Source organism: Corynebacterium sp. NML140438, from assembly GCF_001875725.1.
GTDB lineage: Bacteria > Actinomycetota > Actinomycetes > Mycobacteriales > Mycobacteriaceae > Corynebacterium.
Window position 1 is genome coordinate 105,271 of record NZ_MLCQ01000017.1, and the last position, 22,955, is coordinate 128,225.

Below are 22,955 nucleotides of genomic sequence, written 5' to 3' on the forward strand. Positions count from 1 at the left end.
CAACATGAATTGAGGATTCTGTGACGCTTTCAGCTGAACTTCAAGCAAAAACTGTACGTAATTATCCCGAAGACTGGACCGACGTGGATACGCGGGCAGTTGATACAGCCCGAATCCTCGCGGCGGATGCCGTGGAAAACTGCGGCTCGGGCCACCCGGGAACTGCCATGTCGCTCGCGCCCCTGGCCTATACCCTGTACCAGCGTGTCATGAACGTGGATCCTGCCGATCCGCACTGGGCCGGTCGTGACCGCTTCGTCCTGTCGAACGGGCACTCTTCTCTCACACAATACGTTCAGTTGTACCTGGGTGGCATGGGCCTTGAGCTTAAAGACCTGCAGCAGCTACGTACCTGGGGTGCGAAGACACCAGGACATCCTGAGTACAACCATACGGACCACGTAGAAATTACGACGGGACCACTCGGTCAAGGGCTTGCGTCAGCAGTTGGCATGGCCATGGCATCTCGCAGAGAGCGCGGGTTACTTGATCCAGGAGCGCCAGCTGGTGAGTCACCATTCGACCACTTCATCTATGTCATCGCCGGAGATGGATGCCTTCAAGAGGGCGTTACCTCAGAGGCTTCATCGCTGGCAGGGACCCAGCAGCTAGGAAACCTCATTGTATTTTGGGACGACAATCGTATTTCGATCGAGGATGACACCCAGATCGCGTTCACCGAAGACGTCATGAAGCGCTACGAGGCCTACGGTTGGCAAACTCTGACTGTTGAGTCCGGCGAAGACATTGTTGCAATCGAGAATGCGGTGAAGGAAGCCCAAGCTGACACCAATCGCCCAACAATTATCCAGGTGAAAACCGTCATTGGTTTCCCAGCGCCTACGCTGCAAAACACAGGTGCAGTTCACGGCGCTGCTCTGGGTGCAGAAGAAATTGCAGCAGTGAAAAAGATTCTCGGTTTCGATCCAGAAACTCATTTCCCTGAGGAAAAGGCCGTAATTACCCACACCCGGAAACTTCAGGAGCGTGGCGCCGCAAAACGTGCGCAATGGGACGATAAGTTTGCCGCATGGGCTAAGAACAACCCTGAGCAGAAGGCGCTCTTTGACCGTCTCACGGCTCGAGAGCTCCCATCGAACTGGGCGAAGGATTTCCCCACTTGGGATGCGGACGAAAAGGGGCTCGCGACACGCAAGGCCTCCGAAGCAGTGATCCAAGCCGCGGCGAAGGCGCTCCCGGAATTCTGGGGTGGGTCTGCTGACCTTGCTGGCTCGAACAACACCCTCATCAAGGGGGCTGCGTCCTTCGGCCCAGAGTCAATTTCTACCGAAATGTTTACCGCTGAGCCCTATGGCCGGAACTTACACTTCGGAATTCGCGAGCACGCGATGGGTGCAATCATGAACGGCATCGCATTGCACGGAAACACCCGAATCTACGGTGGCACGTTCCTGATCTTCTCGGAGTACCTGTACCCAGCAATCCGTGTTGCAGCGCTGTCAGGAATCGACAGCTACTACGTATTTACTCACGATTCGATTGGTTTGGGCGAAGATGGACCGACCCACCAGCCAGTCGAGACGCTCACGGCGCTCCGTGCTATTCCGGACATGGCTGTCATCCGTCCGGCGGATGCCAACGAAACCTCTGCAGCATGGAAAGCCGCGCTAGAGGCCAAACCAATGCCGAAGGCTCTGGCACTGTCTCGCCAGAATCTCCCTGTGCTTGAGGGGACGAAGGAAAAGGCGTTTGATGGTGTTGCTCGTGGCGCCTACGTCTTGGTTGAATCCTCCACACCAACCCCTGACCTAATCCTGATGGCGTCTGGCTCCGAAGTTCAGCTCGCAGTCGATGCTGCGAAGACGCTGGAGACCGAGGGCGTCGGTACACGTGTTGTTTCGGTGCCTTGCATGGAGTGGTTCACGCAGCAGTCGCCTGAGTACATCGAGTCGGTGCTACCTGCCGCGGTCCGTGCGCGAGTCTCTGTAGAGGCCGGGCTTGCAATGCCGTGGCACCGTTTCGTTGGCGACGCCGGCCAGTGTGTCTCCCTGGAGCACTTCGGAGCATCCGCACCTGGCCCTGAGCTCTTTGAGCGCTTCGGGTTCACAGCCGACAATGTAGCAGCAGCCGGGCGAGCCTCCCTGGCGGCAGTGAAGCAGTAGCAACGACGTTGCCTGGTCAAGTGCTCTACGGCTTGACCAGGCAAATTTTTTCGAAAGGACCTTCAGCATGAATACAGTTGACAAACTTCGCGAACTTGGCACATCGACCTGGCTCGACGATCTCTCACGTGACCGGATTGCATCTGGCAACCTTGAAGCTGTCAAGCGCGAAAAATCGATCGTTGGCGTCACAACTAACCCTGCAATTTTCGCATCAGCCATGTCCAGCGGTAGTGCCTATGATGCGCAGATTCAACAGCTCAAGGCGTCGGGCGCAAGCGCTGATGAAGCCGTCTACGCGATGAGCATTGATGATGTCCGCGACGCGTGCGATATCTTCCAGGACGTCTTTGACGCAACAGACGGCGTCGATGGTCGAGTGTCCATCGAAGTCGATCCTCGCTTCGCGTACGACGAGGCAAAGACGATCGCACAAGCGAAAGAGCTCTGGGCGCGGGTTGGGAAACCGAATGCGATGATTAAGGTCCCGGCTACGGATGCGTCGTTGCCTGCAGTCACAGCTGCGTTAGCAGCGGGTATTTCAGTGAACGTCACGCTCATCTTTTCCGTCGAGCGATACCGTCACGTCATCCGCGCGTACAAAGAAGGTATTCGGCAGGCTGCGGACAACGGACACGATGTCTCTAAGATCCATTCCGTGGCTTCCTTCTTCGTCTCCCGCATGGATACCGAGGTGGATGCCCGTCTAGACGAGATTGGTACATCTGAGGCACTCGCGTTGCGGGGCAAGGCTGGCGTCGCAAATGCCCAGTTGGCGTACCGCCTGTTCCTGGATGAGTTTGCTTCACTCGAGGACCTCCCTGCGGGCGCAAATGTGCAGCGCCCGCTTTGGGCTTCCACCGGTGTGAAGAACCCTGAGTACCCTGCGACGCTCTACGTTTCGGAGTTGGCCGGACCGCACACGGTCAACACCATGCCTGAGGGAACTATCGACGCCACGTTGGCCAGCGACAGCCTCCACGGCGATACGCTTTCCTCCAGTGGCGACGACGCGGAGAGCATTTTCAATGCCGTTGCTGCGACGGGTGTAGACCTCACTGACGTTGTGCGGGTGCTCGAGCAGGAAGGCGTCGATAAGTTTGTTGATGCGTGGCAAGAATTGCTAAATTCCATGTCGGAAAAGCTGCAATAAAAAGGAGTAGATGTGAGTGACGAGAGCACGCATTGGGTGAACCCGCTTCGATCCCCCGAGGATAAGCGGCTTCCCCGCATTGCGGGTCCGTCAGGGATGGTGATCTTCGGCGTGACCGGGGATCTAGCTCGGAAGAAGCTCCTGCCGGCGATTTATGACCTCGCGAACAGAGGTCTCCTCCCACCGGGCTTTGCTCTCATCGGGTTCGGACGCCGTGACTGGTTGAAGCAGGATTTTGAGGACTACGTGCGTGAAGCAGTCGAGGCAACGTCTCGCACCACGTTCAACACGAACGTTTGGGACCGTCTCGCGGAAGGCATGCAATTCGTTTCAGGCTCATTTAACGACGACGCCGCCTTCGACACCTTAGCCGAAACTCTTCGGTCAACCGATCAAACGCGAGGAACGAACGGTAACTGGGCCTTTTACTTGTCGGTGCCACCCGAGCATTTCTCGAGTGTTGTTCATCAGCTCGATCGCAGCGGAATGGCACAGGCTCAGGAGCATGGTTGGCGTCGTGTGATTATTGAGAAGCCATTTGGTCATGACCTGGACTCTGCGAAGAAGCTCAACCAGGTCGTCAACTCTGTGTTCCCAGAGCGATCTGTCTTCCGAATTGACCACTACCTTGGCAAAGAGACCGTGCAGAACATCATGGCGTTACGCTTCGCTAACCAGATGTTTGAGCCGGTCTGGAATTCCCACTACATCGACCATGTGCAAATCACGATGGCCGAGGATATTGGGCTTGGTGGTCGCGCAGGGTACTACGATGGGATTGGCGCCGCTCGCGATGTTATCCAAAACCATTTGATTCAGCTTCTCGCGTTGATTGCTATGGAGGAGCCAACCTCGTTCTCCCCTAGTCGGCTGCGTGCGGAGAAGCTGAAGGTGCTTCGAGCCACAACACCAGTGGAGCCATTCGATGAAACAACCGCCCGTGGCCAATACGTCGCAGGTTGGCAGGGGTCCGAACACGTTATTGGGTTGCGGGAAGAGTCTGGGTTTGACCCAAATTCTGCCACCGAGACATACGCCGCGTGCACGTTGGCAATTAACTCTCGCCGATGGGCTGGCGTTCCCTTCTACTTGCGCACTGGAAAACGGCTTGGGCGTCGTGTGACCGAGATTGCGCTCGTGTTTAAGCGTCCCCCATACCAGCCGTTCGAGGACGATCAGACAAAACTCCTCACCAATAACGCAGTGGTTATTCGCGTGCAGCCGGATGAAGGCGTGCTCATGCGGTTTGGGTCGAAAGTGCCTGGTACCGCGTTCGAGGTGCGAGACGTCAACATGGATTTTTCCTATGCGGAGGCGTTCACGGAGCAGTCTCCGGAGGCCTATGAGCGTCTCATTCTTGACGCCCTTCTCGATGAGTCCAGTTTGTTCCCAACCAATGCAGAAGTCGAACGGAGCTGGGAGATCCTTGATCCCATTCTTCACTACTGGGAGTCGCATGGCCACCCAGACGAGTACCGCGCGGGCACTTGGGGGCCCGCATCAGCTGACGCAATGCTGGCCAAAGACGGCCGTCAATGGCGCCGTCCATAATGTCTGCAATCTATGAACGTGAGGCTTAACCCTTGATAGTCACTCTTCCAGACACGACCACCCGCGATGTGTCGACAGCGCTTCTCGAAGCCCGCGAGAACTATTCGCTAGCAACCGGGCGGGTACTCACCCTTTTGGTCGCTGCACATGCTGAGGATGACGTCCCGTCAATCTTGGAGACTGTTCGAAGTGCGACGATGGAGCATCCAGCACGCGTCATCGTGTTGTTGCTCGACTGCCAAAGCGAACATACGTATATGGACGCGGAGGTAATCGTCGCAGCCGATGCTGGTGCTTCCGAAATGGTCGTCATGACCTTGCACGGCGAGCTTACGAAGCATCTTGATGCGGTGGTAACCCCCCTGCTGCTGCCCGATACGCCTATTGTGGCATGGTGGCCTACAACGGTGCCGGATGTTCCAGCTGAAGCAGAACTAGGTAATATCGCGCACCGCCGGATTACGAATGCCTGGCGGACAATGGGTGCAGAGTGCATCGAGCAGTTGGCAAATGCCTACGTCCCTGGCGACTCGGACATGATGTGGTCCAAGATCACACCTTGGCGAGGGGTTGTTGCTTCAGCGTTTGACCGCTACAAACATATGCCGCGGACGATTTCCCTCAGTGGCATTGCTGAGCACCCGAGTGTCAGCATTGCAGCCGCTTGGTTGCATGCCTGTTTTGGTGTTGCGGTGACAATCAACAACGTTGATAAAAGCGACGCTGTTCCTGGCTCACCCATCCAGCGCCTGGCGCTCAACTGCGATGAGGGCTCCGTGCAGGTACAGAGCGTCGATGAACACACGGTGCGAGTCTCCGTTCCCGGCTATCCTGACGCTTTCGTCGCGTTGAGCGCTCGCTCAGACGCAGAGTGCCTCGCTGAAGAGCTTCGCCATCTTGATCCAGATGCCATGTATGCTCGAGCGTTGTTACATCGCCTTCCATAGCTCCATATGAAAGAGGTTCAGCGAATGAATAATCCAGTGACGACGAAATCCTTTGCAGACTTGGATCAACTTATCGACGCCTCTACCGCAGCGTTTCAGACGTTCATTGCAGGGATCCACCGCTCCCCGACTGGTGGTGTCAATGGAGACGGGACTGCGCGAGTTGTGTTGACCGGTGGCACAGCAGGAATACGGTTCCTTGCGAAGCTGCGAAACGCTGGTATTGACTGGTCTCGGGTGAAAGTGTTTTTCGGCGACGAACGCAATGTTCCTGTTGACCATGCAGACTCCAACGAAGGGCAGGCTCGAGACGCGCTGCTTGACCACGTAGCAATCCCTGAGCGAAATATTTTTGGATACGGATTGAACGGCGGATCGATGGAAGATGCCGTTTCCCGCTACGCGGCGCTCCTCAGCGTCGAAGCACCCGAAGGATTTGATCTCCATCTACTCGGAATGGGCGGTGAAGGGCACATTAATTCGCTATTCCCTCACACCACTGCTCTACAAGAGGAGAACGCTCTGGTCGTCGCTGTGACGGATTCACCCAAGCCTCCGTCGGAGCGTATTTCGTTAACGCTCCCGGCAGTTCGCCGAGCTCAGCAGGTCTGGCTGCTCGTATCCGGCCCGGAAAAGGCGGAGGCAGCCGCCGCTGTTGCAGGCCGAGCAAATTACCTTGATTGGCCAGCCGCCGGCGCCACCGGCAAGGACGGCACGGTCTTATGGGTCTCTGAAGACGCTGCGCCGCACTAAAAACTGAACGAAACAGAGCAAAAGGCCGCCTGGAAGATTTCACTCCAGGCGGCCTTTTATTGCTGGTTATGCAGCAAACGTCTGAATAAGATTCAGACCGACGATGCAAACAATCCAGATGAGGGTAATGATGATCGTGTAGCGGTCCAAGTTCTTCTCCACGATTGTGGATCCTGACAGGTTGGCCTGGACACCACCACCGAACAGGCTCGAAAGCCCGCCTCCCTTGCCTTTGTGAAGCAAGACGAACACTGTCATCAAGACCGCCGCGATTACAAGCACGATCTCAAGCGCCAACGTCATGGTGGTAAATCCTCACTATAAAACCTACATTGATGTAACTCGGACCAGAGTACACGAATTGAGCCAGTCTGTGCTATTCGACGCGCATCTGTTCCGGGCTACTAACCTGGATTAGCTACTGTACGGCTTGGGCTGCAGCAGCTGCCAATTTCGCAAAGTCCTGACCGTCAAGGGAGGCGCCACCAACAAGGCCACCATCCACATCCGGCTGCGCGATGATCTCTCCAACGGTCTCGGTCTTCACAGAGCCTCCGTACAGAATACGGATGCCGTCAGCGACGTCGTCGCCTGCCAGCTCCCGAATAAGACCACGAATAGCCTGGCAAACCTCTTGTGCGTCGGCCGCCGAAGCAACCTTCCCTGTACCGATCGCCCAGACTGGCTCGTAGGCAATCACTGTCTTCGCGAGCTCATCGCTGTTGAGCCCGTCAAGGGACTTCTTCGTCTGCGCAACGACATAGTCCACGTGGGTGCCTTCCTCACGAATGCTGAGAGGCTCGCCGACGCAAACAATTGGGCTCATGCCGTGCTCCAGAGCTTTCTTCGCCTTGCGGGATACCAGCTCGTCGTCCTCGCCGTGGTACTCGCGACGTTCGGAGTGACCTACTACTACCCACGTACAGCCAAGCTTCTCCAGCATCGAGGCGGAGACTTCGCCGGTGTAAGCGCCAGCATCATGCGCCGACACGTCCTGTGCACCGTAGGTGATTTGTAGCTTGTCCCCCTCGACGAGGGTCTGAATGGAACGGAGGTCGGTAAACGGCACAGTCAGGGCGACGTCGACGAACTCATAGCCATCCTTGGGGAAAGCGAACGCTAGCTTCTGTGCCGAGGCGATTGCTTCAAGGTGGTCATGGTTCATCTTCCAGTTACCGGCGATAAGCGGTTTACGAGACATCTTGATACTCCTTTAAAAAGCGACTACTTGGAAAGAACAGCGACGCCTGGCAGCTCTTTGCCCTCAATCAGCTCGAGTGAAGCGCCACCACCCGTCGAAATGTGCGAGAAACCGTCCTCATCAAGGCCCAGAATGCGAACGGATGCTGCGGAGTCACCGCCACCGACAACCGTGAACGATTCATTGTTCTTCGTAGCGGCAATCATCGCCTCAGCGATCGCCTTCGTTCCAGCAGCAAACGCTGGGAATTCGAACACACCCATCGGGCCATTCCAGAACACAGTCTTGGAGCTCTTCAGGGCTTCACCGTAGCGCTCTGCTGTCTTCGGGCCGATGTCCAGAGACATCCAGCCTTCTGGGATCGCGTCGACAGGAACAATTTGCTTCTCTGCGTCCTTCGCAAATTCGGAGGCTGCAGTGAGATCTTCGGGAAGCAGAAGCTTATCGCCAAAGCGTCCGATCAGGTCCTTGCAGGTATCGATCATGTCTTCTTGCAGCAGCGACTCTTGGACGTTGTAGCCCTGTGCAGCGAGGAATGTGTAGCACATGCCTCCACCGATGATGACCTTGTCTGCCTTTGCGGCTAGCGCCTCGATAACGCCCAACTTGTCGGAGACCTTGGAACCGCCAAGAACCACTACGTATGGGTGATCCGGGGCGTCCTTGACCTTGCTCAGGGTCGTGACTTCCTTCTCAACGAGGTACCCAGCATAGGCCGGAAGCTTCTTAGCAACATCGTAAACGGAGGTTTGTGCACGGTGGACGACACCAAATCCGTCAGAAACGAACGCACCGTTGTCAGCAGCGAGGGCGACGAGCTCAGCAGCAAATTCTGCGCGCTCAGATTCATCCTTCGATGTCTCACGTGGATCGAAACGAACGTTTTCGAGCAGTAGGATCTCTCCGCCGGTAAGCCCATTCGCACGCTCGTGTGCGTCTTCGCCGGAAACATCACTGGCAAGCGCTACGAACTGACCGAGTCGGTCGCTCAGCGCTTCGGCGACAGGCTTCAGCGAGAACTTTGGATTCACTTCTCCCTTTGGACGGCCGAGGTGAGCCATCACAATGACTTTTGCTCCGCCTTCCAAAAGCGCCTTCAGAGTCGGCAGTGATGCGTCGATACGACCGGTATCAGTAATGTTGCCTTCTTCATCGAGTGGAACGTTGAAGTCGGAACGGACCAGGACGTGACGGTCTTCGACGCCCTCGTCCAGAAGCTGCTGCAGCGTTTTCATTGCCATAGGGTCTCTCCTCTATTTTTCTGTTGCTTACTGTAGTTTTCTATTCAAACGTTAGCGAAAGAAATGGCCCGCAGTGTGCGTACTGCACACCCGGGCCACTCTCGGTCTTATGCCAAGTTATCTGCGACGTGCTTCGTCATGCGAACAAACTGAGAGGTGTAGGACCACTCGTTGTCGTACCAAGCGATCAGCTTGACCAGGTTGCCATCAATAACGCGGGTCATACCAGCGTCGAAGATGGAACCGTGGGTGTTGCCGATGATGTCAGAGGAAACGATTGGATCCTCGGTGTACTCGAGAGCCCTACCGAACTCTGGGTCCTGTGCAGCCTTCTTGATTGCTGCATTGACCTCGTCAACGGTGACGTCCTTGTTCAGCTCGACGGTCAGGTCAGTTGCGGAACCAGTGATCGTTGGGACGCGCATTGCGAAGCCGTCCAGCTTGCCCTCCAGTGCAGGCAGAACCAGAGCAACAGCCTTAGCTGCACCAGTCGTGGTTGGAACAATGTTCTGGGCTGCTGCGCGAGCGCGACGCAGGTCCTTGTGAGGTGCATCCTGAATGCGCTGGTCACCGGTGTAAGCGTGGATGGTGGTCATCAGGCCGGACTTAATGCCGAACTCCTCTTCCAAGATCTTTGCAACTGGTGCGAGGGAGTTGGTGGTGCAGGACGCAGCGGAGATGATCTGCTGGTCATTGCTGTAGTCAGTGTGGTTGACGCCCCATACGTAGGTGCCGTCAACGTTCTTGCCCGGTGCGGAGATGATGACCTTCTTGGCGCCAGCCTCGATGTGAGCCTTTGCGTCATTGCCGTCGGTGAAGCGACCGGTGCAGTCGAGGACGATGTCGACGTTTGCGTCGCCCCATGCCAGCTTCGATGGGTCCTTCTCTTCGGTGACCTCAATGCGGTGTCCATCAACGGTGATGGAGGATTCGTCGTACTCAACGTCGCGGCCGAGCTGGCCATACGCTGTGTCGTACTTGACAAGGTGGGCCAAAGTCTTGTTGTCGGTCAGGTCATTGATCTTCACGACCTCAAGGTCGCTCGAGTACTGATCCAGGATGATGCGGAATGCCGAGCGGCCGATACGACCAAAGCCATTAATGCCAATACGAATAGTCACAGTCTTTACTCCTCTATGTCGGAAATTGTTGAGACTTGCTTTGGGCCGGTACCAATCTCTTTCCGTTGTCGGTGAGCTTCTTGGTTCAGCCCGTTGCTCATCAGTTTAGCGAGAGATTTCAACGCTTGCATTGCCGTGTCGCCACAATTGACGTCCCAAAGTTGCATCAAGAAGTTCGCGCCGAAACCGGGGGTATCGTCGCATAGTTTTGAAGCCCAGGAATGTCTGTTTAGGCCAGGCTGCCCACCCAATGCGACACAAACTGCAATAAAGGTAATCTCTTTTACCCCCGTTTGACGTATCTTCCGGGTCGGCAGTCCTACTATTCTTTAAACTGTGATATTAGGCACACATTGATTGAAGGGCGTCTTACCACGCTCTAGGTGGTCTTCGGAGTCTTCCCTCGTGTATTGGGAATAGCGAGCTCGGTAGCTCGCTTATCCGCCAGTGACAGTAACCGACGAATTCGTCCAGCAACTGCGTCCTTAGTCATCTGTGGGTCAGCCAGACGCCCCAGTTCCTCGAGCGATGCCTGACGGTGCTCAACTCGTAGGTAACCGGCTTCCGCAAGGTGTTCAGGAACGTCATCACCGAGGATCTCCATTGCCCGTTCAACGCGTTGTGCGGCGACAGTAGCGGCATGCACGCTTCGTCGGGTGTTGGCGTCGTCAAACGTGGCCAACCGTTGACCGCCCCGCATCTGCGCCTGCCTCTCTTGAAGTTTTGCATCCCATTCCAAGCGGGCAAGTGGCGCACCCATTCTGCTGAGAAGCACACCAATTGTTTCGGCATCGCGCACGTGGACCCGCTCCACGCCCCTCGAATCGCGCATCCTGATCTGGCATCCGAGTCTCCTTGCGAGCCCAACCAGGGCGAGTCCTGCCTCCTCGCAAGGACACTCTACCTCCAAGGCGGCAGTGCGACCCGGCTCCGTCAATGTCCCCCGCGCAAGGAACGCGCCCCGCCATGCTGCCTCCACTTCGGAAACCTCCCCCGAAACAATCTGGGGAGGCATTCCGACGACAAGGTGCCCTGATTGCGTCCGCAGGTTGAGGCGCCGATACAGCGCTTCGACACCAGAATCGAGCCGCACCTCGTATTTCGTTTCTTTCGTCGCTGATCCAGGAGAAACCACGGTCAACTTCGGTGAGCACGTAAAGAGAGTCTCTAGGATGAGCAACAACCGGCGGGCTACGGCTTCTTCCGCGAAATCTGCCGTCATCGTGAGTCCGTGAACACTTGCATCCAGCTTGCCTGCGAACCGAACTAACGCGGAAGCCTCGGCGGCTACGGTGGATTTCGCTCCAAGCGGAATCCGAAGCAGCTCGTCTTTCGTTTTGGCTGTCAGCGACACCGAGGGATCCTTTCTACAAAAACATCGGTGGATTAGTGTAGCGCACGTTACGGAAGAAACTCATGTGCAAGTGCAAGCAACTCGTGGCCGAGTTTCTTCGGATCATGCCTATTTGTGCTGCAGTGCTGGTCATCAATTTCATGAATGTCCCGAAACACCACCGTTCCGCCGACTCTTCCAGCAGCGCGCGCGAGGTGGACCCGTTCTCCCTCTGTCGGACTGATCGAGTTATCGGCCAAGAACACATCTACGTGAAGGTTTGGCGCGTGCTGCTCGAACACATGAATGTGTCGTTCCGTACTAAAACCGGGGGTCTCCCCTGCTTCGGGCGAAAGGTTCAAAACCACCACGACGAGCGCTGCCGTTTCATTCAACGCACGGACGATATCCGGCACGAGCAAGTGTGGAATTACCGATGAAAACCATGACCCTGGGCCGATCGTCACCACTTCCGCATCCATGATTGCCTGTACCGCCTCCTCGGCAGCAGGCGGATTGTGCGGTAGCAGGCGTACCCGCCTCACGGTGCCCGGTGTCGTAGCAACAGCTACTTGGCCACGCACAGAGCGCAAAACACGTGGATCATCGTCGAGTCCAGCGACATCTGCCTCAATATCGAGGGGCATTGGACTCATCGGGACTACCCGTCCTTGCGCATGCGTCCACGAGCTGATGACATCGAGCGCTTGCTGCATATCGCCGAGTTCTTCGCTCAGTCCGGCAAGCAGCAGGTTACCAACTGCATGCCCCGCCATCGCACCGTTGCCGCCGAAGCGGTGCTGGAGGGTTTCGCGCCACAGAACCCCGTCATCGTCGGTTGCTGTCAGAGCTGACAGAGCCATCCGCAAATCACCTGGCGGAATGATTTCCATTTCTCGTCGAAGTCGTCCAGACGAGCCTCCGTCATCAGCAACCGTTACGACGGCGTGGATGGCTCGAGCCTCAGCCGCTCGCGCAGCCAATAGCGTTTGATATAAGCCGTGCCCTCCCCCAAGGCATGTAAATGCAGGTCCCATAGTGAATTGAGTGCTTCTTTCCAACGATAAAGAGCAGCTAGTTGCGCTCTAGGTCTCGGTGCAAAATGTTCACATCGAGATCATCTGATTCCCTGAGGCGTCGAACGATTTCCTCTGACACGGCCACGGATCTGTGGTGGCCACCTGTACAGCCAATCCCAACCGTGATGAAGTCCTTACCCTCGTGTCGATACCCCTTCAGCATGTCTTTCAGTAACGTCAGGAAGTTATCGACGAAGGCCTTCGCCCCTGGCTGTGACAGCACATAATCGGCGACTGGTGCGTCGATACCTCGGAATTCACGCAGCTCGGGGATCCAGAACGGGTTCGGCAGAAATCGAACATCGAGTACCAGATCCGCATCCCTTGGGGTACCGTGCTTGAATCCAAAAGACTCTACGGTGACATGCTGCTTTGGCGCCGAAAGGTCCCCCACAGAAGCCTCAAGTGAGCGACGGAGGTCGTGGACGGACAAGTGCGTCGTATCAATAATCAAGTCGGCGCGTTCCCGAATAGGCCTGAGTTCCTTGCGTTCGCGCTCGATCCCGTCTTTCAGAGTGTCCTTACCCTGCAGCGGGTGTGTACGCCGAACACTATCAAAACGGCGAATGAGGACTTCGTCGCGCGCATCAAGGAACAAGATAAACGGCGAAAGGCCCTTCGCCTTAATCGCCTCGATGGTCTCCAATAGTGAGCCGTTAAACATCCTGGCGCGTACGTCGGTCACAACTGCGAGGTGATCAACCGGCGAGTCCTCCGCTGTAGACATCTCTACGAGATCGAGAATGAGCTGAGGAGGCAGATTCTGCGAAACAAAGTAGCCTTTGTCTTCAAATACTTTCGCGGCGGTCGACAAGCCACCACCAGAAAGACCCGTGATAATCACGGGACGACGAGATTCAGAAGCAGGTAATAAAGGCGAAGTCATAGACCCATACTAGCTAAGCTTCATCGTTTTTGTGTAGGTGCTCAAAAATTGTCTCCGCCAGCTTCGGTCCAACCCCTGCGACCTCCTGCAACTGGTCGATGGAGGCCTTGCGAATCTGCTTGACACTACCGAAGTGCTTCACCAGTTCTGTTCGACGTGCAGGGCCAAGGCCGGGAACATTATCGAGTACAGACGCTCGCATTCGCTTAGAGCGTTGCTGCCTGTGGTAGGAAATCGCAAAGCGGTGTGCCTCGTCGCGGATCTGTTGCAGCAAGTACATACCTTCAGAGTTTCGCGGCAAAATAATGGGCTCATCGTCGTCAGCGATCCAAATCTCTTCCAAACGTTTCGCCAACCCGATGAGCTGGACATCGACGATACCGAGCTCATCAAACACTGCTTGAGCAGCATTTACCTGTGGCTTTCCACCATCCACAATGAACAGTTGGGGAGGATACGCAAACCGCTGATTCCCTGTTGAGGCGACTTCGCTCGCTTCCTCAGCGAACATCATTCGGGCCGCCTCTTCGTCAGGATTCGCGAGCTTATCCTCGTGATAGCGCTTGAACCTGCGACGCGTCACTTCGGCGATAGATCCAACGTCGTCGGAACGCCCGTCTCCGGCGGCTTCTTTGATCTGGTACCGCCTGTAATCATTCTTTTTCGGAAGTCCGTCCTCAAAAACCACCAGTGACGCCACAACATCCGTTCCCTGGATATGCGAGATATCTGTGCACTCAATTCGCAATGGCGCCTCATCCATCCCGAGCGCCGATTGAATATCCTGCAGTGCCTGGGACCGTGCGGTCAGGTCTCCGACGCGCTTCAACTTGTGCTGGTGAAGCGCCTCCGCTGCGTTACGGTGCACAGTTTCCATCAACGCGGCTTTATCACCTCGCTGCGGTACTCGTATATCGACTTGCGCCCCTCGAAGCTGCGACAGAAGCTCTGACACGTCCCCCATCTCCTCGGGCAGCTCCGCAACAAGGATCTCCCGCGGAACAGGAATGCTCGGCGCAGCTTCCTGGTGCGATTGTTTATCGACGCCCCTTCGACGGAACTCCTCCGAAATCTTGAGGTCTTCCTTCCGTTCCTGCGCATCTCGCTCGACGGCATCAGAATAGTACTGGACCAGAAAGTCCTGCATGAGCGTCGGGATGGCTGGGTCTTTCTCGCCTTCATCAAGCCTGTCCAAGCTACCGGGCTCGTCACCTGTCTTTTCGACGACCCACCCTCGCTGCGCACGAATACGGCCACCTCGTACGTTAAATATCTGCACTGCTGCTTCGAGTTCATCACTGTCGATCGCAATAATGTCGGCGTCAGTGTCACTGCTGAGCACTACGGTCTGGCGCTCCATTACCTTGTCAAGCGCACCGAGGTCGTCTCGAAGGCGGGCAGCCTTCTCAAACTCCAGCTCCTCCGCCGCGGTCGCCATCTGCTGTTTGAGCGACCTCACGACATGCTCTGTGCGTCCTCTCATGAACGCGAGAAAGCCAGTGACGATATCTTCGTAGTCCTCTTGCGTCACTCGCTGTACACATGGGGCGGAACATTTATCGATGTAGCCCAATAGACACGGCCGACCCAGCGACTCATGGCGGTTGAAAACGCCATTCGAACAGGTTCGAATTGGAAACACCCGCGTCAGCAAATCAAGCGTTTCGCGTACCGCCCACGCATGCGAAAATGGGCCGAAGTACCGTACCCCTTTTCGTTTGGGACCGCGATAGAAGAACGCCCGCGGATAGCGTTCTTTTACGCTCACCGCCAGCATGGGATACGTTTTATCATCCCTGTACATCACGTTGAACCATGGATCGAATTTTTTAATCCACGTGTACTCGAGTTGCAACGCCTCAACTTCACTTGCCACGACGGTCCACTCCACAGAGCTCGCTGTAAAGACCATCTGCCTAGTCCGTGGATGAAGCTGTGCTGGGGGCTGAAAGTAGTTGCTTAAGCGAGAACGGAGATTCTTCGCCTTACCAACGTATACGACTCGTCCGTGAGGATCGCGAAACTTGTAGACGCCCGGCTCCGTTGGAATTGTTCCCGGTGCCGGGCGGTAAGAGGTGGGATCAGCCAAAGCGCTTCGCACTCCCTACTCTGTCGGCATGTATTTTGCCTCTAATTCGCGGAAGTCCGCTACTGCCTGCAACGCCAGCTCCTTATCTGCGGCCTGGATCGCCCACAGCGGAACGTATTCGAATTCGGGGAGCTCTAGCCGAGCCATCCGTGCGCCCTTTGGGAACGAGAGACCATAAATCACTAGCCACGGGTAGAAACGGGTGCCAATGATATTGGCTACCTCTACGCCGTCTTCGTTGACTTGAACGCAAGGGCGGGTCAACACCAACCAGGTCAGAATTGAAAGAATGATTCCCACGCCGACGAATGCGAACTTATCCAGCCATGTAATAGTCAGACCCGAAAACTCAACGTCAACGACTGCGGCCATGAAGATGTGTACCGCCATGACGACGAAAATACACACGGCTGCAACCTTCTTCAGGAATGGCGACCGTATCGTCAGCTCCCACGGTTTTGTCGAAATCGACGCGTGCGGGTCGAGTGCGTTGAGGTATGCAAGCTCCGCTTCATCAATCTTGCGCGCAACCGACTGTTCTTCGCTCACTACTTTTTCTCCTCGCCTGTCGTAGCCCACGCTACGTCTTTTAATTATGAATGCTTCTTCGGAAACGCCCGAACTTTTTCGAGCTCGATCAGCGCGCCAATGGCGGCTTGTACCGCTTCCGCTCCTTTGTCTTCCTTAGCGTCCTCGCCACCGGCGCGCTCGTACGCCTGGTCTTCCTCCTCTACGGTAAGCACACCGTTTCCGACGGGCGTCGACTCGTCAAGTGCGATGCGAGTAAGTCCTGCTGTCACCGAGTCACACACGTACTCGAAGTGTGCGGTTTCGCCGCGAATGACGCACCCGAGGGCCACTACAGCGTCATAACGCTGCGCGCATGCTTGGACGACAACAGGCAGTTCAAGCGCCCCGGCGACAGTGTATTCGGCGTACTTGGCACCCATTTCACGAGCAGTCGTGGTTGCACGGTCTCGGAGGCGTTCAACGATCTTTTCGTTCCACAGCGTCGAAACGATAGCGATTGTATACCCTTCACCATTCAGCGTCTGGGAATCGGGGGCGCCGACACTGGCCATCTATTCGTCCTCCTGCTCAGTCCACGATGCAGCCAACGGGAGATCATGCCCCATGCGTGACTGCTTGGTTCGTAAGTACCGGATGTTCTCGTGGGTAGGCACAATTTCGATTCGAGCCCGCTCTTTCACGATCGGGCCAAAGCCGCTGAGCGCTTCCACCTTTTCCGGATTGTTGGATAACAGTGTAAACGAAATGATACCAAGGTCCTTCAACACTTGTCCGGCCACCGAGTACTCCCGGGCATCGACGGGGAGACCTTGCTCGAGGTTAGCGTCAACGGTGTCGAGCCCTTCGTCTTGCAGACGATAGGCCTCGAGCTTTGCCAGGAGGCCGATACCGCGCCCCTCGTGTCCGCGAACGTACACGATGACGCCACACCCCTTTTCCTGAATCCGGCGCATGGACTCATGGAGCTGCGGACCGCAGTCGCACCGCTTTGACGCAAAGGCATCTCCGGTTAGACATTCAGAGTGGACTCGCACCAGCACATCGTCACTTTGAGCAACGTCGCCGACGACCAATGCGATGTGCTCTGAGCCATCGATGCGATTGCGATAACCGTAGGCAGTAAACGTTCCGAACTCAGTTGGCAGCGTGGTTTCAACAGTGCGTTCGACAGTCATCTCATGACGGCGTCGATAGGCAATGAGCTGCTCAATGGAAATCATCTTCAGGCCATGCACATCGCTGAACTTGCGCAGTTCGTCGAATCGTGCCATATCTGTCGGGTCCTCTTCGGATACGATCTCGCACAAGACACCGCACGGGGCGAGTCCTGCCATCCGGGCGAGATCAACAGCTGCTTCTGTATGGCCATCGCGCGCAAGTACTCCTCCCCGACGAGCGCGCAATGGCACGATGTGGCCTGGACGTGTGAAGTCGTGTGGCCCGTACTTCGTATCGACGAGCCTCCGAATGGTCTCTGCCCTGGACGTCGCTGAAATTCCAGTTGACCCTGTCGCGGCATCGACAGTCACCGTGTACGCGGTGCCACGGGCGTCCTCATTATGCGCGACCATCGGTGGCAGCTGGAGCTCATCTGCTCGCTCATCTTCGAGCGGTACGCAAATATAGCCAGAGGTGTATCGCACCATAAAAGCGACAAGCTCTGGGGTAGCGAACTCGGCGGCGAAGATAAGATCCCCCTCATTTTCTCGATCCTCGTTGTCAACAACGACGACGGCTTCACCACGCGCTATAGCTGCAACTGCATCTTCGACTGAATCAAGCCGAGAATTACGTCCAACGATGTCCTGAGGAGCATTCATGGAACCCAATGTTAGTGCCTCACCATATTCTCAACGTATTTAGCAATGATATCGACTTCAATATTGACCATATCCCCTGGTTTCCACGCGCCTGCGGTCGTAGCCTCCAGAGTGGCCGGGATGAGAGAAACCTCAAACCAATCCTCGCCTACGGCAGAAACGGTCAAAGAGATCCCACTGATCGCGATGGACCCTTTCTCCACGACGTACCTCCGCATACTGTCGGGAAGGGAAAAGCGCAACAGATCCCAGTGCTCTGCAGGCGAACGATGCTGCAAGGTGACCACTGCGTCAACGTGGCCTTGGACAATATGCCCGCCAAGCTTATCCCCGGCAGCCAGTGCCCGTTCAAGGTTCACGCGGGTGCCCTCCTCATACTCACCAATCCGAGAGCGCCGCAAAGTTTCCAACATGACGTCTGCAGTAAATGCGGTTTCGGTTGCTTCCACGACCGTGAGGCACACCCCGTCGACTGCGATTGAGTCCCCGAGGTTGACGTCTGCCAACACGGCCTCAGCGCCGATACAGATCCGAACTGCGTCGTCGAGAGGCTCGATTGACACCACCGACCCGACTTCCTCAACCAGACCTGTAAACACTATGCAGTCTCCATTTCTATCAATACGTCTTCGCCAAGTCGGCGAACGTCGGAAATCTTGTATTCGAATGCGTCGCCTATCGTACGCGCCACTGCAGCGTCCAGCACCGATCGCCCCTGCCCCAGTAACTTCGGCGCAATATATGCTTGGACCCTGTCAACGACGCCGCTGGAAATGAAGCTACGCAATAGGCTCGCCCCGCCCTCAACAAGTACGTCACGGGCGCCGAGCGCCCAAAGTGCGTCGCATGCTGCTTCCGGGGACGGATACTGCAAAAAGCCCAACCTGGTCAAATTGCCTGCAGGCACCTCCCGCGTCCCAACAACGACGCGGCGTGGCTGATGTGGATACAGCGTGCCATCTGCTCTACGCGCAGTGAGCGAGGGATTGTCGGCGATTGCGGTGCCCGTCCCGACGATGATGGCATCACGATGGGCGCGGTCACGATGTACGAACTGACGCGCTGCGGTTCCAGTAATCCACTGACTCGAACCGTCAATTGCTGCGGTGAACCCGTCCAATGTCATCGCAAATTTCGCAGTAACACTCACACGATGATGGCGTACCGAGGAAATCCAGGGCTGCAGGGCATCAACACGGTGTGGCTCGAAGCGGACGTCAATACCCGCAGCTTGAAGTCGCTCAGCTCCGCCCGAAGCAACAGGATTCGGGTCTGACGTAAGATACACAACCTTGGAAACACCCGCTGCGATGAGTGCCTCCGTACAAGGCCCCGTCTTTCCAACATGGTTACACGGCTCTAACGTGACGACTGCCGTTGCGCCTCTCGCCTCACGACCTGCGCCTCGCAGCGCTTGGACTTCTGCATGCGGGCCTCCTGCTGGGGCGGTCGCACCGGTAGTGATGAGGCGCCCGTCGCTGTCGTAGAGAGCACAACCGACGGGTGGATTAGGGCCCGTCGTTCCACGAACCGAATCGCCGGCCGCGATAGCTGCCTCGATCACGCGATGCCAGCCGCTTCTTTCGCCATCCGGCGCAATGTGTCTACGGCTTGCGCTGGATTATCGGCGCCGAACACTGCTGATCCAGCAACGAACGCATCGACCCCGGCTTCCGCTGCTTGTGTAATCGTAGCGTTTGCGACTCCGCCATCGATGCCAATGACTGTCGACAACCCAGCTGCCTGGATGTGGTCGCGAAGGGTAAACACCTTCGAAAGCACCTCGGGCATGAACTTCTGCCCACCGAAGCCTGGTTCAACACTCATCACCAGCACCTCTTCAAAGTGCTCGAGGTCGTCGAGGTACGGCTCAATTGGTGTTCCGGGCTTGATCGCAAACCCCGCTTGTACTCCCAGATCATGGCACTGCTTCGCAGCAGCAACATGGTCGTTCGTAGCCTCAACATGGAAAATCATGCGATCACCCCCGGAACGCGCGTAGGTCTCGAACCAACGCTCCGGCTCCTCGATCATCAAGTGCATATCAAGGAATTGGTCGGTGACACCGTTGACAGCTTTGGTCACATCTGGCCCAAACGAGAGGTTTGGAACAAAATGGCCGTCCATAATGTCCACATGGAGCATGTCGGCGTTCGGAACTTTTTCGATATCCTCACCCAGAGCTGCGTAATTCGCTGCAAGGATCGACGGCGCAATATAAATCATGCCTCTACCCTAGTGTTTTCTTGCGAAGGACTGCGAAGAACATTGCATCAGTTCCGTGTCGGTGAGGCCACATCTGCACGCTCTTAAAACCGCCAACGTTCTCCATCGGCGCGACAAGTTCATGCGCGTCACATTCTTCGACTGCACCAGAAGCCAGGACGGCGTCGACAATTCCGCGCGTCTCCCGAATATCCGGCGAACAGGTCGAATACACGATCACTCCTCCCGGCTTCGTCGCAGCAATGGCAGTGCTTAGCAACTTGCGCTGTAGCCGCGTGAGCGAGTCGATGTCCGACTCGCGCTTCGTCCAGCGTGCCTCAGGCCGACGCCGAAGTGATCCCAGGCCCGAGCAGGGGGCGTCGACAAGCACTCGGTCGTACCCTGTCTCGAGGGCGATCGCCGTGGCGTCGCCCGTGCGAACGTGCACAGGTAAGCCTTTAGTTGCTTTCTCCACCAGTTCAGCACGATGCGGCGCGACCTCAATCGCATCCACACGCGCCCCGTCAATTGCCGCTAGAGAACCGATGAAAGCAGCCTTCCCGCCTGGGCCAGCGCAGAGGTCGAGCCACCGTCCCTGATCATCGGCGACTTCTGCTTGGACAAGCGCCCTTGCGATCAACTGAGATCCTTCGTCCTGGACCGCAGCGAGTCCGTCACGAACCGGCTGCAACTCACCTGGATTGCCCTCCGGCAAATAAACTGCGTACGGGGAGTACTTGCCGGTGTCTCCTCCGGTGATGAGGGCTAGCTCCTCCGCAGAGATCTCGCCAGGTCGCGCAACAAGGTGCACGATTGGTCGTTCCGAGTCAGCCTGAAGAGCGTTCGCCAGTTCCGGGTCATCAGCATCGACGCCCAACGCCGTCGCAAACGAACGCGCAATCCACGCGGGATGTGAGTGCTCGAATGCAATGCACTCGAGTGCGTCTGCTGGCTTGCAGCTATCCATCCAGTGCTGCGGGGTTTGGCGACTCATTGTCCGCAGCACCGCGTTTGCAAAGCCTTTCGCTCCCTGACGCCCTGCACTAATAACTAATTGAACCGATGTATCAACCGCGGCGTGCTGCCCCACCCTGGTAAACAGCAACTGGTACGCGCCAAGACGCAGCGCTGCGCGCACTTCCGCATCCAGGCTTGCGATGTCACGAGTCGAGCACTCCTGCAGGACAGCGTCAAGCACACCCAGCGAACGCAGTGTGCCGTACGTGAGTTCTGTCGCGAATGCAGCATCTTTCCCACGCACTTTGTGAGCACGGAGAATACCCGGGAGCACAAGGTTCGCAAATGCGCCATCAACATCGACGCGCATCAACGTCGACCATGCCGCTTCCCTAGCGGGGTCGCCAATATCTACCCGCGGTATTTCAGTGTTGGGACGCTGCTGCCCGCTCTTTGGTAGCTGCTTGCTGCTCCGTGTTTCTTTGCGACGCCCCGCAGCCCTGGACCTAAATCCTCCACTCATGCAAACTTCACTCCTGCTTCCACAAACTCACTTGAAAGGCCACGCCCCCACGCATCTGCAGCCATACGCTTCTTCCCTGGCGGTTGGATCTCTTGCAAGATGACATCCACGCTCCCAGTTCCTACCCGCACCCGGTTCTTTTCGACGGCCACTTCTCCCGCCCCAAGCGTATTCGAGTCACTGAGAGTCACAGGCCCAATTTTGAAGCGTTGCTCTCCCAGCATCGTCCACGCGCCGGGCCCCGGGGTGTATGCGCGGATCGTTCGCTCAACAACGTCGGCATCGAGGTCCCACCGGATGCGCGCGTCTTTGCTTTGAATCTTCGGCGCGTAGCTACCGTCGGCGGGCTGTGTTCGAGCAACGATGCTGTTAGCCTCGAGGCCATCCATCGTTTCGACGAGCAGGTCTGCGCCTTTGTATGCCAGCCTGGTCAGGAGATCATCTGCTGTGTCGGTTGGCGTAATAGTTTCCTCGAGCGTGGCCAGGATAGGCCCCGTATCGAGTCCTTCGTCGATGCGGAAGGTAGTTGCACCCGTCGTCGTCAGACCAGCCAGGATTGCCGCCTGGACAGGAGCCGCGCCTCGAAAATCAGGGAGAAGCGAAAAATGAAGGTTCACCCACCCATGGTGAGGTAAGTCAAGCAACGAGGCTGGAACGAGATTTCCGTACGCCACAACGGGAATGGCATGTGGGGCTAACTCACGTAAACGGTTCGCGATCTCCTCGTTGTCACGCAGCGTCGTCGGTTCGAGCACCTCAATGCCATGCTCGAGCGCTACTTGCTTCACAGGAGAAGGATGAAGCGTCCTCCCCCTCCCTTTTGGCGCATCAGGTCGCGTGAGCACCGCGACCACTTCATGTTTTGACTTCAACAACGCTTCCAGGGCCACGACGGCTGGCTCTGGCGTTCCCGCAAACACAATACGCATTACTGCTCCTTCCACCACGTGGATGTACGAACTTGAGACATGGCTAGTTTCTTTTCCTCTGCAGACAAACGCTCCAGGAACACGGTGCCGTCGAGATGATCAGTCTCATGCTGGATGCACCGCGCAAGCAGTCCTGTTCCCAAGATTGCTACCGGACGCCCCTCTATGTCGACGCCATTGCAGACTACCGAGCGGAACCGATCAACGTTTGCTCGCACCCCTGGGATGGACAGGCAGCCTTCGACACCTAGCTGCCGCTGATCGTCAAGCGCGTTCCATGATGGATTGACGATATGCCCTCGCATCCCCTGGCAGTCAAAGATGAACACTCGCAGACTGTGACCGATTTGATTTGCAGCCAGGCCAACGCCTCCTGCGTCATCCATCGTGTCGAACATGTCGTTGACCAGTGAACGAATCCCGGCGCCGAACTCAGTGACCTCCTGTGCCACCTCGTAAAGCACGGGATCCCCGAGTAGTCGAAGTCTACGAACTGTCATGGCTCGATAGTCT

22 protein-coding genes are annotated in these 22,955 nt (G+C 56.6%); 5 read left to right on the forward strand and 17 right to left on the reverse strand.

Going from position 1 to position 22,955, the window contains the following annotated elements; genetic code table 11:
• Positions 1-20: 20 nt before the first annotated feature.
• The 5 genes from tkt to pgl all read left to right on the forward strand — a co-directional run bounded on the left by tkt (position 21) and on the right by pgl (position 6,527).
• Positions 21-2,123, forward strand: a complete 2,103-nt coding sequence (tkt, locus tag BJP08_RS03505; RefSeq protein WP_071568285.1) for a transketolase — start codon at positions 21-23, stop codon at positions 2,121-2,123.
• Between the two features lie 67 nt (positions 2,124-2,190).
• Positions 2,191-3,276: a transaldolase gene (tal, locus tag BJP08_RS03510; protein WP_071568286.1), complete on the forward strand. Its 1,086-nt coding sequence runs from the start codon at positions 2,191-2,193 to the stop codon at positions 3,274-3,276.
• Positions 3,277-3,288: 12 nt separating this feature from the next.
• Positions 3,289-4,827, forward strand: coding sequence for a glucose-6-phosphate dehydrogenase (gene zwf / locus BJP08_RS03515; RefSeq protein WP_071568287.1), 1,539 nt, complete (start codon positions 3,289-3,291; stop codon positions 4,825-4,827).
• A gap of 32 nt (positions 4,828-4,859) precedes the next feature.
• Positions 4,860-5,774 (forward strand): glucose-6-phosphate dehydrogenase assembly protein OpcA, encoded by a 915-nt coding sequence (locus BJP08_RS03520; RefSeq protein WP_071568288.1) that lies wholly within the window; start codon positions 4,860-4,862, stop codon positions 5,772-5,774.
• 24 nt (positions 5,775-5,798) lie between these two features.
• Positions 5,799-6,527, forward strand: coding sequence for a 6-phosphogluconolactonase (gene pgl, locus BJP08_RS03525; protein WP_071568289.1), 729 nt, complete (start codon positions 5,799-5,801; stop codon positions 6,525-6,527).
• 66 nt (positions 6,528-6,593) lie between these two features.
• Here the strand turns inward: pgl and secG are convergent, their stop codons facing one another.
• From secG to def, 17 genes are all read right to left on the reverse strand, one after another.
• On the reverse strand, positions 6,594-6,830 hold the full coding sequence (secG, locus tag BJP08_RS03530) for a preprotein translocase subunit SecG (RefSeq protein ID WP_071568290.1): 237 nt from the start codon (positions 6,828-6,830) through the stop codon (positions 6,594-6,596).
• A 115-nt stretch (positions 6,831-6,945) separates the two neighbouring features.
• A complete protein-coding gene (gene tpiA / locus BJP08_RS03535) occupies positions 6,946-7,728 on the reverse strand; it encodes a triose-phosphate isomerase (protein WP_071568291.1) in 783 nt (260 codons plus the stop codon).
• A 23-nt stretch (positions 7,729-7,751) separates the two neighbouring features.
• Positions 7,752-8,969 (reverse strand): phosphoglycerate kinase, encoded by a 1,218-nt coding sequence (pgk, locus tag BJP08_RS03540; RefSeq protein ID WP_071568292.1) that lies wholly within the window; start codon positions 8,967-8,969, stop codon positions 7,752-7,754.
• 107 nt (positions 8,970-9,076) lie between these two features.
• On the reverse strand, positions 9,077-10,090 hold the full coding sequence (gap, locus tag BJP08_RS03545) for a type I glyceraldehyde-3-phosphate dehydrogenase (protein WP_071568293.1): 1,014 nt from the start codon (positions 10,088-10,090) through the stop codon (positions 9,077-9,079).
• A 379-nt stretch (positions 10,091-10,469) separates the two neighbouring features.
• Positions 10,470-11,444, reverse strand: a complete 975-nt coding sequence (gene whiA, locus BJP08_RS03550) for a DNA-binding protein WhiA (protein ID WP_083428389.1) — start codon at positions 11,442-11,444, stop codon at positions 10,470-10,472.
• Positions 11,445-11,491: 47 nt separating this feature from the next.
• Entirely contained in the window at positions 11,492-12,460 is a 969-nt protein-coding gene (gene yvcK / locus BJP08_RS03555) for a uridine diphosphate-N-acetylglucosamine-binding protein YvcK (RefSeq protein ID WP_071568295.1), read from the reverse strand.
• Positions 12,461-12,497: 37 nt separating this feature from the next.
• The gene (gene rapZ / locus BJP08_RS03560) at positions 12,498-13,388 is read right to left on the reverse strand and encodes an RNase adapter RapZ (protein ID WP_071568296.1); all 891 of its coding nucleotides are present in this window, start codon (positions 13,386-13,388) and stop codon (positions 12,498-12,500) included.
• Positions 13,389-13,401: 13 nt separating this feature from the next.
• Entirely contained in the window at positions 13,402-15,477 is a 2,076-nt protein-coding gene (uvrC, locus tag BJP08_RS03565; protein ID WP_071568297.1) for an excinuclease ABC subunit UvrC, read from the reverse strand.
• 15 nt (positions 15,478-15,492) lie between these two features.
• Entirely contained in the window at positions 15,493-16,026 is a 534-nt protein-coding gene (locus tag BJP08_RS03570; RefSeq protein WP_071568298.1) for a PH domain-containing protein, read from the reverse strand.
• A gap of 44 nt (positions 16,027-16,070) precedes the next feature.
• Positions 16,071-16,559, reverse strand: coding sequence for a 6,7-dimethyl-8-ribityllumazine synthase (ribH, locus tag BJP08_RS03575; RefSeq protein ID WP_071568299.1), 489 nt, complete (start codon positions 16,557-16,559; stop codon positions 16,071-16,073).
• Positions 16,560-17,828: a bifunctional 3,4-dihydroxy-2-butanone-4-phosphate synthase/GTP cyclohydrolase II gene (locus BJP08_RS03580; protein WP_071568584.1), complete on the reverse strand. Its 1,269-nt coding sequence runs from the start codon at positions 17,826-17,828 to the stop codon at positions 16,560-16,562.
• A gap of 11 nt (positions 17,829-17,839) precedes the next feature.
• Positions 17,840-18,427 (reverse strand): riboflavin synthase, encoded by a 588-nt coding sequence (locus BJP08_RS03585; RefSeq protein WP_083428390.1) that lies wholly within the window; start codon positions 18,425-18,427, stop codon positions 17,840-17,842.
• Positions 18,427-19,389, reverse strand: a complete 963-nt coding sequence (gene ribD, locus BJP08_RS03590; protein WP_143110020.1) for a bifunctional diaminohydroxyphosphoribosylaminopyrimidine deaminase/5-amino-6-(5-phosphoribosylamino)uracil reductase RibD — start codon at positions 19,387-19,389, stop codon at positions 18,427-18,429. The genes BJP08_RS03585 and ribD overlap by 1 nt, the downstream gene beginning before the upstream one ends.
• Positions 19,389-20,054: a ribulose-phosphate 3-epimerase gene (gene rpe, locus BJP08_RS03595; protein WP_071568302.1), complete on the reverse strand. Its 666-nt coding sequence runs from the start codon at positions 20,052-20,054 to the stop codon at positions 19,389-19,391. The genes ribD and rpe overlap by 1 nt, the downstream gene beginning before the upstream one ends.
• A gap of 4 nt (positions 20,055-20,058) precedes the next feature.
• The gene (locus tag BJP08_RS03600; RefSeq protein ID WP_071568303.1) at positions 20,059-21,513 is read right to left on the reverse strand and encodes an RsmB/NOP family class I SAM-dependent RNA methyltransferase; all 1,455 of its coding nucleotides are present in this window, start codon (positions 21,511-21,513) and stop codon (positions 20,059-20,061) included.
• Positions 21,510-22,442 carry a methionyl-tRNA formyltransferase gene (fmt, locus tag BJP08_RS03605; RefSeq protein WP_071568304.1) on the reverse strand — a complete coding sequence of 311 codons (933 nt, stop codon included), beginning with the start codon at positions 22,440-22,442 and terminating at the stop codon, positions 21,510-21,512. Before fmt ends, BJP08_RS03600 begins: the two co-directional genes overlap by 4 nt.
• On the reverse strand, positions 22,442-22,942 hold the full coding sequence (def, locus tag BJP08_RS03610; RefSeq protein WP_071568305.1) for a peptide deformylase: 501 nt from the start codon (positions 22,940-22,942) through the stop codon (positions 22,442-22,444). The genes fmt and def overlap by 1 nt, the downstream gene beginning before the upstream one ends.
• Between the last annotated feature and the right edge of the window lie 13 nt (positions 22,943-22,955).

Coding starts and splice junctions, on each gene's coding strand:
- tpiA (WP_071568291.1), bottom strand. CDS start 7,728: ATGTCTCGTAAACCGCTTATCGCCGGTAACTGGAAGATGAACCATGAC.
- pgk (WP_071568292.1), bottom strand. CDS start 8,969: ATGGCAATGAAAACGCTGCAGCAGCTTCTGGACGAGGGCGTCGAAGAC.
- tal (WP_071568286.1), top strand. CDS start 2,191: ATGAATACAGTTGACAAACTTCGCGAACTTGGCACATCGACCTGGCTC.
- rapZ (WP_071568296.1), bottom strand. CDS start 13,388: ATGACTTCGCCTTTATTACCTGCTTCTGAATCTCGTCGTCCCGTGATT.
- BJP08_RS03600 (WP_071568303.1), bottom strand. CDS start 21,513: ATGAGTGGAGGATTTAGGTCCAGGGCTGCGGGGCGTCGCAAAGAAACA.
- yvcK (WP_071568295.1), bottom strand. CDS start 12,460: ATGGGACCTGCATTTACATGCCTTGGGGGAGGGCACGGCTTATATCAA.
- fmt (WP_071568304.1), bottom strand. CDS start 22,442: ATGCGTATTGTGTTTGCGGGAACGCCAGAGCCAGCCGTCGTGGCCCTG.
- ribH (WP_071568299.1), bottom strand. CDS start 16,559: ATGGCCAGTGTCGGCGCCCCCGATTCCCAGACGCTGAATGGTGAAGGG.
- def (WP_071568305.1), bottom strand. CDS start 22,942: ATGACAGTTCGTAGACTTCGACTACTCGGGGATCCCGTGCTTTACGAG.
- BJP08_RS03580 (WP_071568584.1), bottom strand. CDS start 17,828: ATGAATGCTCCTCAGGACATCGTTGGACGTAATTCTCGGCTTGATTCA.
- secG (WP_071568290.1), bottom strand. CDS start 6,830: ATGACGTTGGCGCTTGAGATCGTGCTTGTAATCGCGGCGGTCTTGATG.
- pgl (WP_071568289.1), top strand. CDS start 5,799: ATGAATAATCCAGTGACGACGAAATCCTTTGCAGACTTGGATCAACTT.
- rpe (WP_071568302.1), bottom strand. CDS start 20,054: ATGATTTATATTGCGCCGTCGATCCTTGCAGCGAATTACGCAGCTCTG.